Raw genomic sequence first — 10,595 nt, forward strand, 5'->3', positions numbered from 1 at the left:
TTTTGGTAAATTTATCCGAATAATTCTGCTGCGATACGTGCAGCAACAGTCCTGCCCAAGATGACAGATAAGCCCGTCTCCCGATGAACGATGTCTTTCATATTCTGTGTATATCCGATACAATCCATGACGATGAGACTGGCTCCCTGCTCCTTCAAACGCAATCCGGCTTGAATGACATCCTGTTCCGATAAATAAGGAGACGCTGCTTCAACGCATACCCGGGAAGCACCATATCCCAGCCATCGTTTCCTGGCCTGCTGGACCTGAGATGAATCTGGCGTGAGTATACCCAGAGTCTGATGTTTTTCCAGAACGGCCATGGTTACCGCTTTCAATAATTTCTGCGGATAAAGCAAAGGGATATGACTGGTAAAGTGCGGAAACTCTCCCGTGCAGAGCATCAAGATTCCTTCCACGCCCTGCCGATTGAATGCATCAATGTATTTCTGGATGATGGGCAGAATGAATTTCTCCGACATTCGTACGGATGAGCCATCCTGCAGCCGTGAAACCAGGACATAATCTCCAGGCTCCGGCTCAATCTTTTTCATTTCTTCCCGCGTCATGCCATCCAAGGCGCCCTTTTGAATTACACGAATTCCCGATAAAAGGGGCTCCAAGTCCGGCATCACATCCACCCGGGGTGACTGACCGACTGTAATCGCTCCAATTTCATGCAACATGCGAATCTCTTCCTTTCTCATGGCATCATGACGCATGCAACCTTGCTGCTGATGCATCCCCGGGGACTCATTCCTGGTGACCCATGGATTGCAACTGCGTCATGGATCCATACAGGGCCTGAATGCGCTCAAATTCTTCTGCGTCATAAAAAATGCATGTCCCAGATGTATATTCTTTTGCTACTTCTATCAAATACTGTACAGTTTCAGCCACATCGACCTCATGCGTTGCGCCCGTACCACATCCCGGGACAGCCGATTTCGTCGTAATCGCCACACCGACCGTGGGCGCCTTTGTGCCGCAGCTCGGCTGCAGGATGCTGTTCATGTGATATAACCCATTTCCGTACGGCGTAATATCCTGTGTCGTAATGGGAATTGTTACGGGCAAGTCTCCTGTGGTCTGCTGCATGATCCGCAGGAGGTCTTCGCTGACGCGCAGGATATACCCTTCTTTCACGGTCGGAGAAATGGCAAAGCCTTTATGATTCACAATGCGGTTGCCTTTGGTCGTATCGACAGAAAGGATGGCATCCATGGCGGAATCTACGGTGTGCTTCACATTCGTGGACATTTTGACCGGCGAACCCATGAACGGGACCGGATCATGGGGCATCGTAGGGGCCACCGGACAGATATGGGTCGTGATGATGACATCACCCGGCAGGGCATCGCCGCGCTGCGACATTTCTGCCAGTTTGATTGCTGCAGACACAACGGCCAAGGCGCCATCGCCATCCGAAACAAAACCGATGCGCTCCGGGCGGGCGCCAATGCCGCCGAGCTGACCAATCAGTCCCAGCGTCGGAGCCTTGCCGCCTTTCGTCTTGCCTTCTGTGCCGGGAATCACGAAACGAACAAAATCTGTCCAATGACCATCCGTCACCACATGTTCATAGCCTGCGTCTGCAATGCCAGCTTTCTTTGCGTAATCGACAACAACCTGTCCATTCACATGGATGTCATCCAGAATATGATACGTATCGAGAACTTGTTTTAAAGCCATGATTCTATCCTCCGTATTATGTGCTGTGTGGAATGTTTATGAAATGGATATAGTTGACGTGTTTATTTTTTTAATCCTACTTTCAATAAAGAATTAAAGAAACCGTACAACGCGTCACCGGCGATGCATCCCGCTGCCATAACGGTAACAGGGATCATAGCATCTTCGCCTTTTATTTTAATGACAAGCAGACGGACAATCAGACCGGCTATAACCGTGAGGCCGGCAGCGGGACTTACGATCAGCAGGCCCGTCGACATCATGATACCCATTTGACGGCTCGAGCCGCCCACTGCCTGCAGGATGGCACCCGGTACGGCCCACAGGAGCAGATTCCGGATAATGGATGGATCTACGCCTGCCATGATGGTGGTGACAAATACTTTGGCAACAGGTGGGAACAGGTTCTGCGAAAAATACATATCATGACTTAGTGCTACTGTTATGGCACCCACACCAAAACCAACAAATGCCGAAATGAACTGATGATAGCGGCCCATTACTTCAAATTCAGGATTCTTGCCCATGCCGCGCAGAATCCAGCCGCTGCGAAAATCGAAGCCGCCATCGGCAAAAGCCGGACCGCCGCTGGCGACGAAGCCGACCAGCAGCGCCAGTGCCACAGGTGGGAAACCCAAGAGGGTACCGATGATGAGGAAAATCAGCGTCGTGGCAAAAGCCGGGAACCATCCAGAATGCATAGCCGACAAACCGATGATGAATTCTGCCATGATGCAGGCGAACGCAGCAAACATGATCCAAAAGACCAGCATTCCCATGCTCATCTCGGTATAAAGACCAGAAAGAAGTGCCAGGATACAGCCGGCCAGGATATAGAGTACAAATCCGCGGATAATGCTTACCTTGACACTGTTGTCATCGCGTGTATATGGCGTTTCATCGGCAGGCTGCGTGTTCTCATCAGAAGTTTTGTGCTTGCGCAAAAAGATCATCAGGATCTGGACACCTGCCACCAGTCCGGCCCCAATCATGAAACCATGAGGAACGTACATGGCATTCAAATCAATGCCAAACCACGCGATGGAATAACCGCGCAGCAAAAGTCCAATCGCAAACATCAGCATCGCCCACATATTGGCGATCATTGTGATGCCCAGTGCCGACATGGGAATCTTGAAAAAGGAACCAACGATTCCGCCCAGAATACCCCAGACCAGCAGCATGGCCTGCTTGCCGCCCTTATCGCCGGCCTTGATGGCTTCTGCAGCTGCTATGCCGGCTGGCCAGGCTGCTTTGCCCGGGAATGCTTTTGAATCGAACAACCAGTACAACATGCACATATCGATGGACATGCCAAGCGTGGCACCAATCAGCATAGGCCAGACCAAATCCACACGGCCTAAAATAAAGGGAATCGCCACCGGCAACATCAGGGAATTGGCTGCACCGAAGGTCGCACTGGAAATCGCGGTCTGTGCCAGATTCTGGCGATGTATATTCCGGAACTTTAGGAACGCGGAAAACGGGATTCGGGATATGATCAAAGCAATCAGGACACCGATGATTGAAGTATTCGGCGTAACGCCCAAAGTCGTAATGATCTGCAAACCGATAATCGCACCCAAAAAGGACAAGCATACATTCATGAGCATCATGCTGGGCTCAAAGGCACTGGGATGCTCTTCATTTCTCAAAGCAGGCATTTTCATCATCTCCTAAAAACAATTGCTTGGCAATGGCACCGCTTGCCTCGATCGGATCCACAATGGGAATGGACAATAAGGGCCGCATTTCTTTGGCCAGGCCCATCGTATTGAATCCCGTACAGGCTAAGGCAACGACATCGCAGCAGGTCTCCAACTCCCGCAGGGCAGCAATGGCGGCGGCTTTTCCCTCTGGCGTCTGTAACTGTGTGGTATTTTCAATCCCCTGAGGGGCAATTTCCTTAAAAAACGCATCGCCAAGTACCTTCCGCAGCGATGGCGGAGTTGTCCCCGTCAGATTCAATACACCAACATGCGTTCCCAGCGATTGAGCAATCGCTGCCACACAAGTCCCTGCCCCCAAAACAGGAATCTTTACGGCGGCTCTTGCCTCCGCCAGCCCCGGATCTGCCGCACAGCTGATCAGCAAGGCTTTGGCGCCGTACTGTTCCAATTCTCTTGCTAAAGCAACAATCTTCGGGATTGCCTTGGCTTTTGTCGCTTCATCATGGACCCCCTGATACTGGTCTGGTATACAACGACTGATGGTCGGAATATGATAAATCGAAGTGATGGTTTTTCCGTGCATATCGACAAATTCTTGGTCTTTATGCGTCAGAACTCGTATGATTCCCAGCATCTCATTTCCCTCCCTGGCATAAAAATAGTAAAAAATACGGTAAAATGTACACTGTGAACATTCACTGTGTATATTTTACCGTATAAATCCCAGTTATTGTAGGGATAACTTAAATGAAAAAATATATGGTTTTTGTGCAAACTGAACAAAAATCAGGAATAATGCAACTTCCTCCCCTTCAGGAGCAGCCATAAAAATACGCGCGTCTCCGGGTCATCCAGATTTCTTCCCAGCAATTTTTGAATTTGCTGCAGCCGATACCGTAACGTATTCCGGTGAATAAATAATATTGCTGCTGTTTGCGAATGATTTCCCTGGCATTCCAAATAAGTCTGTAGGGTCAAGAAATACGCCTTGGCATGTTTGGACTGGATGATATCGCGAAATGTATCCTCGAATATTGCTTTATGGTCAATTTGTTCCAGGATGAGATATAATTCGGCATCTTTTTCCGATAACGTATGACCCGGGCCATACAGTTTCCTGCTCAGATAGATTAAGTGGTTTGCTGTTTTGTATGCCTGCGGGATTTCTTCTATTTTATGAATGGCTTCGCTTATGCCAATTGTAACAGTCAAGGATGGTTCCAGATGAAAAATTTGTTTCCGGATTTCTGGTATGATTTTCTTCCAGGAAATCACATGAGCAGAACACAATAAAATGATTTTATCGTTCTGTTGTGCGGTCAAAAAATTGCGATTCCCGGCCTGCGTTTGCAGGATCAATCGTTGAATACAACGAAACAAATCGCGTCGCAACGCCACAGCCTGCCGCTCTGATACCTGCTTCTGCAAAAGATACGAAGCAAAGTTATCCACATTGAAGATTGCCAGTTCCTTTTCTCCTTTCAGAGAGAAACCGAATTCCTGTGCCCGCAGCTGTACCAGATCATAATTGGTAAATCTTCCACTGATTAAATCATCCAACAGATCTCTGCGTTCATTCCAGCCAGACTCTGCGGCCAGCCGGTAACTCATGAGTTGTAAGGCAACAATCACACTGGCATGGCGTACGGTCACGATTTCCCGTTTCGATAAGGCACCCTGCGATTGGATGGCCAGATATCCGTAGGTAACATGTTTTACCTGAATGGGAAACAACTGCCACCCCACCAGCTGATGAATCGCTTGTTGCGTCAGGACATAAGGATAAATCCGCGCTTTCTTATGGATCAATTTCTCGATTGCTTGAGAAATCTCTTCCGTACTGTTGGTCTCCAAGGCAATTTTCGTCAAGGTCTCGTACACCGCTTCGGAATATTCCAAATCCTGAGCTTGTTCATTGACAATACGCTGCATGATTGGATACGTAATATCGATGAACGGGACGTTATTGGGCAGCGAGAGTAATGGCAGGTTTACGCGATTGGCCAGTTCGACCATCGCACTGGGAATATCGCCAATGAACCGTCCAAATTTTATAGCCAGTGCGGCACCTCCCACATCGGCTAACGATTGCACCAGTGCCAGTTGCTTGGATAAATCGCCGCAAATGGAATATCCAGTCGTAATAAGGAATTCTTTGGGACGAAGCCATTCATTAGAATCCGGCGTTTCAGATATATCGACACAACCGACTTCCTGATCGAGGCCGGAACGGCCTGCCAGCAATGTCGCTTCCTTTAACGAATCCATCTGTAACGCATCTCGTACGGTAAACATCCATCATCGCTCCTGTAGTCTTTCGAATCTGATTTTTTTTATTATACTACAATATAGGCATAGAAGACACGTATATCATATGGAAAAAGCCGGCCCTCGCGGCGCGATTTGCTGCGAGGGCCGGCTTTTTCTTTATACTGCTGTCTTACATCTTCTGATGGGCGCGGCGCGCGATGACATCGAGCTGCTGCTGGCGCGTCAGGTCGATGAACTTCACGGCGTAGCCGGACACGCGGATCGTGAAATTCGCGTACTCCGGTTTCTCCGGGTGCTCCATGCAGTCGATGAGCTTATCGACGCCGAAAACATTGACGTTGAGGTGATGCGCACCTTGGCTGAAGTAGCCGTCCATGACGCGCACGAGCGTCGCGACGCGGTCCTCCTCCGTGTGGCCGAGCGTCTCGGGCGCGATGGTCTGCGTGTTCGAGATGCCGTCGAGCGCGTACTCATACGGCAGTTTCGCGACGGAGTTCAGCGAAGCCAGGAGGCCGTTCTGCTCGGCGCCGTACGACGGGTTCGCGCCCGGGGCAAACGGCGTGTAGGCCTTGCGGCCGTCGGGCAGCGCACCCGTGGCACTGCCGTAGACGACGTTCGACGTGATGGTCAGGATGGACGTCGTGGCCTCGGAATTCCGGTACGTGTGATGCTTGCGCAGCTTCGTCATGAAGGTCTTGAGCAGCCAGACGGCAATCTTGTCGGCACGCGGATCGTCGTTGCCGTATTTCGGGAAGTCGCCCTCCACCTTGTAGTCGATGACGAGGCCCGATTCGTCGCGGATTGTCGAGACCTTGGCGTACTTGATGGCGCAGAGGGAATCGACGACATGCGAGAAGCCGGCGATGCCCGTCGCGAACGTGCGGCGCACATCGGTGTCGATGAGGGCCATCTCGGCGGCTTCACATCCCTGAGCTGATTTGGGATGCCGAGCTCCTCCCACTTGTAGAGGCCCATGCTGTGATACGGCAGCACCTCGACTCGCTCGACATTCGTCAGGGTATCGAGGAACGCCCGCGTGCGCCGAAGCATCTGAGGATCATCCGTATAGTCCGGCACGAGCACGCCCTCCCACATGACATCGCGCTCCACGAAGACGCCGGCAATGCGCTCCTGCCCGTCCGCATCGTAAACGCAGAGCTTCACGCGGCCCTTGTGAACGATGTAGATGGCATCGCAGGGATCCCCGGCGTGGAAGATGTAGGCCCCCTTCGGCAGCTTCAGGCGCACCGAGCGGCGCAAGAGTTCCCGCATCTTGTCGGGCGGCATGCCCGCGAGGAAATCCACCGTCTTGAGGCAGTCCCCCCGGCAGTCCTTGCAGGGAACCGGTGCGGGGCCAGTCATTTCGTCTCTCCGTAAAGGGCGTCGTAGATGGCCTGGAGCTTCTTGTCGCGGGCGGCCGTCGCCTCCTTGGCTTTGTCACCGCTGTAATCGTAGAAGCCCTTGCCCGTCTTGACACCGTAGTCGCCGGCCTCGAACTTCTCGCGCAGCAGCTGCGGTACCTCGTGCGAGTCCTCAAGGTCCGGCACGAGATACTCGCTGATGTGATAAAACACGTCGAGCCCGCCGAAATCGATCGTTTCCAAGGGGCCGAGGCAGGCCCAGCGGAAGCCGAGGCCGTACTTCATCACGGCGTCGGCCGCCTCCACGCTGACCACGCCGTCGCGGACCATGGCTAGCACTTCGCGCAGCACGGCCAGCTGGATCCGGTTGGCCGCAAAGCCCGGCACATCCTTCTCGACGAGCGCCGGCTTCTTGTGGATGGCGAGGGCCAGGTTGTAAATCGTCTGCGCGACATCCGGGCGCGTCTTGTCGTTCTTGATGATCTCGATCAAGGGAATCAGCGTCGGCGGATTGAACCAGTGCATGCCGAGGAAGCGCTCAGGCCTCGTGACGGCTGCGGCGAGCTTATTGATGGAAAGCCCCGACGTATTCGTGGCAAGAATCGTATCGTCATCGGCGAGCGGGCTCATCTCGCGATAAAAGGCCAACTTGGACGGCAGGTCCTCGACGATGGACTCGACGATAAGATCGCGTCCCTTGAAGGCTTCAAGGCTCGTCGTATAGGTGATCTTGTCTGCGGCTGCCGCGGAAATCTTCGTGCGCGCCCGGTCGAGCGTGGGCTGACGATGATTCCACAAAATCACGTCGTACCCGTTTTGCGCAAAGATATCCGCCATGGAATACCCCATGGTACCGGCACCTGCGATGGTGATTTTCTTGATGTCCATGGTCAGTAACGCCTCGATTCTGTGATAATGAAGGAAATCGTCGTGTGCGCCGAGCCGGCGGATCTCCGCGGGACTTGCCAGGCGGAAGCTCTCGACCTCATCCTCCTGAATCCGGACATCCTCCTGCGTGAAATCGCCGCGGAATTCATAGATATCCACGAAGTAATTGTTCTGCTCGGCCGGGCTGTCGCTGCGGTACGTATGGATGCAGCGGCCCTGCTGCATCGTGAAATGCAGGCCCGTTTCCTCCGCGACCTCCCGGAGCACGGCCTGCTCCGACGTCTCGCCGGCGCGGACGCCGCCCCCGGGAATCTCCCATTTGAGCGGGGCCCATTCCTTGTCGGCCTTGCGCTGCGTGATGAGGATGCGCCCCTTGGCATCCCGGATCAGGGCCAGCACCGTCAGATGGTAGTCCCCCGGCTTCATATGCCAGTCATTGCGCTTCATCCTGCGCCCCGTAACCCGCTTTCCGCTGTCATAAATATCCCAGTATTCCATGCAATCACCTCTTCATCGATTTGTTATATTTATTATACCACCAGGAATGCCCGGCCACCAGTTATAGCCGGCAGAAAGAGGCCATAGAAAAAAGCCAGCTCCATGATATACTGAATATACCGGCGAAGCTGGCTGCCCTTTCTCTGCGAAAGGGGGCGTTGCCTTTGAGCTTGTACGAAGGGCATCGGCGCTTCGACCCGCCGGCCTTTCTATATGTTGATTGTATCTTGACACTCCCCATGCGTAAACGCAGGGGATTCTTAATTCAACGACCGTTGCAAATCGACCTAAGCCTATTCGTCTTACACAATCTCCAAAAGCGTGAATTCCCGCGTGTCCCACGGTATTTGTGTATGTGAATGCTTGTTATCTTTACAGCCGTAAGGTCTTTAAATTACGACAGGTTGATACACGCAACCTCAACCCGCTAAGAACTGGTTGCTCGCAATGAGCCTTGGTTTTCGATTCGTCCAGTATCTATTGTGGCGGGGCTTCTCCTTTCTTTCGTATTCTTTAGGTTAAGTTCATTATACCACGAAAGTTAGCAGTTGTCCGCCTTCAATTGCTTACGCAAATTCGGCGGACGCGCCTTATCCCCCCAGCCCTGAAGGGCGGGGTTTTACGGCGCTTTTGATAAGCGAACCATGCTTGCAAGCAGGCACAATTCATTGCGTCTCTTTCTTGCCTTCGCCCAGAAAGCAGCCGGGCTCGTGCGATTCGATGACGCCGACGGCCTGCAGGTACGAATAAAGCGTCGTGGAACCGACGAATTTCATGCCGCGCTTCTTGAGGTCCTTAGCGAGCGCATCCGAAACGGGCGACGTGGTCCGGCCGTACTCCCGGAGGCTTTGATTCCCCGTCCACTGCCAGAGATAGCGGTCAAAGCTGCCAAACTCCTGCTGGATTGCGCGGAAGACGCGCGCATTCCCTATCGCCGCCTCGATCTTGCGGCGGTGCCGGATGATCGCGGCATCCTGCATGAGCCGCTCGACATCCTCCGCTGTGAACGCACAGACCTTCTCAAGCTCGAAGCCTGCAAACGCCCGCCGGAACCCCTCGCGCTTGTTGAGGATACATTCCCACGAGAGCCCGGCCTGAAAGCATTCGAGCAGCAGCATCTCAAACAGCTTGCCGTCGTCATGCACGGGCTGCCCCCACTCTTCGTCATGATAGCGCACGTAGCGCTCATTCTTCGGATTGGCCCAGAAACAGCGGTGTTTGCCGTCCGGCCATTCAAGATTTTCCATCATATCCCTCATTTCTCTGCTTCTTCATCCAATGCTTCCAGCAGGAAACTTACCGGACGAAAGCCGTCGTTGCACGAAATCATCGCCGAGCGCGGATCCTTCATCCATCCCTCATAGAAGTCCACTGCTCCGTGTGCCAGCCCCATGACAAACGGCGACATCGTCTCCCAGGCACTCTCACAAAGCCCCTCCGGCCGCCGCCAGCCATCCGCGATGAACACCTGCCCCTCCTCCACCGTGCAGGCATCCTCAATCGGATTCTCGTATCTCGCCATGAGGTCCTCATAACAAGCCCTGCGCATCACCGTGATCCGCACCTTTTTCATGATAATCCCTCCCGATTAAACATTTTGCCATCTTCGTGCAGGAACTTCAAGATATTTCTATTTATACGCGAAATCTCGCCCCTGGACCTCTTCCGGCCCTTCGGGCCACCTTCTCTGGGGATGGCTCCCGGCATCCCGCGCTTCGCGCCCGTGCGCGGGGCTACGCCGCTTGTGAGGACTTGCGGTCAAGCATTGTTTGTGCCCACCAGTTCAAGGACCTCTTCCACCGCTTACGCGGTCCCCCTTCTCCGTGCGCGGAGAAGGCTTGGCGTCCCCTTTGGGGAAGCTGTCAGCGCAGCTGACTGAAGGGGTAACGGCTCGCAGAAGCTTGCTATTTCCATATAAATCGAAATATGTGCAAGATCTCGTCCATGGCCCCCTTTCGGCCTTGCGGGCCACACCCGGGGATGCCACCGGCATCCCGCGCTTCACGCCCCCGTGCGCGGGGCTGCGACGCTTGTGAGGACTTGCTGTCGGGGATTGTTCTTTCCCGTCCGTCCATGGACATCTTCCACCGCTTACGCGGTCCCCCTTCCCCGTGCGCGGGCTACGACGCTTGCAAGGACTTGCAGTCAAGTATTGTCCTTGCCTGTCCGCCCATGGACCCCTTTCGGCCCTGCGGGCCACTTTCCCCGTGAGCGG

Annotated in this window: 8 protein-coding genes and 2 pseudogenes; all 10 read right to left on the reverse strand. The window is 53.5% G+C overall.

Translation table 11 applies throughout. The features are described 5' to 3' along the window. Positions 1-11: 11 nt before the first annotated feature. The 10 genes and pseudogenes from DWX75_RS08185 to DWX75_RS08235 all read right to left on the reverse strand — a co-directional run bounded on the left by DWX75_RS08185 (position 12) and on the right by DWX75_RS08235 (position 9,953). Positions 12-743: an AroM family protein gene (locus DWX75_RS08185; RefSeq protein WP_233519526.1), complete on the reverse strand. Its 732-nt coding sequence runs from the start codon at positions 741-743 to the stop codon at positions 12-14. Between the two features lie 10 nt (positions 744-753). Continuing rightward, a complete protein-coding gene (locus DWX75_RS08190) occupies positions 754-1,692 on the reverse strand; it encodes a DUF1177 domain-containing protein (protein ID WP_118015849.1) in 939 nt (312 codons plus the stop codon). A 62-nt stretch (positions 1,693-1,754) separates the two neighbouring features. Next, positions 1,755-3,356: an OPT/YSL family transporter gene (locus DWX75_RS08195; protein ID WP_233519527.1), complete on the reverse strand. Its 1,602-nt coding sequence runs from the start codon at positions 3,354-3,356 to the stop codon at positions 1,755-1,757. Next, positions 3,337-3,996: an aspartate/glutamate racemase family protein gene (locus DWX75_RS08200; protein WP_118015851.1), complete on the reverse strand. Its 660-nt coding sequence runs from the start codon at positions 3,994-3,996 to the stop codon at positions 3,337-3,339. Before DWX75_RS08200 ends, DWX75_RS08195 begins: the two co-directional genes overlap by 20 nt. A gap of 152 nt (positions 3,997-4,148) precedes the next feature. Next, on the reverse strand, positions 4,149-5,657 hold the full coding sequence (locus DWX75_RS08205; protein WP_118015852.1) for a PucR family transcriptional regulator: 1,509 nt from the start codon (positions 5,655-5,657) through the stop codon (positions 4,149-4,151). A gap of 145 nt (positions 5,658-5,802) precedes the next feature. Next, a pseudogene (locus DWX75_RS08210) lies at positions 5,803-6,555 on the reverse strand (pyruvate formate lyase family protein); the annotation flags it as partial. A gap of 164 nt (positions 6,556-6,719) precedes the next feature. After that, a pseudogene (locus tag DWX75_RS12365) lies at positions 6,720-6,995 on the reverse strand (Crp/Fnr family transcriptional regulator); the annotation flags it as partial. Further along, on the reverse strand, positions 6,992-8,380 hold the full coding sequence (locus DWX75_RS08225; protein WP_118015853.1) for a 3-hydroxyacyl-CoA dehydrogenase NAD-binding domain-containing protein: 1,389 nt from the start codon (positions 8,378-8,380) through the stop codon (positions 6,992-6,994). The gene DWX75_RS08225 and the pseudogene DWX75_RS12365, both read right to left, overlap by 4 nt. 665 nt (positions 8,381-9,045) lie before the next feature. Further along, a complete protein-coding gene (locus DWX75_RS08230) occupies positions 9,046-9,627 on the reverse strand; it encodes a DNA-3-methyladenine glycosylase I (protein ID WP_118015876.1) in 582 nt (193 codons plus the stop codon). Positions 9,628-9,635: 8 nt separating this feature from the next. Next, positions 9,636-9,953 (reverse strand): TIGR04076 family protein, encoded by a 318-nt coding sequence (locus tag DWX75_RS08235; RefSeq protein WP_118015854.1) that lies wholly within the window; start codon positions 9,951-9,953, stop codon positions 9,636-9,638. Between the last annotated feature and the right edge of the window lie 642 nt (positions 9,954-10,595).

Origin of the sequence: Mitsuokella sp. AF21-1AC, from assembly GCF_003458855.1 — a bacterium.
Lineage (GTDB): Bacteria > Bacillota > Negativicutes > Selenomonadales > Selenomonadaceae > Mitsuokella.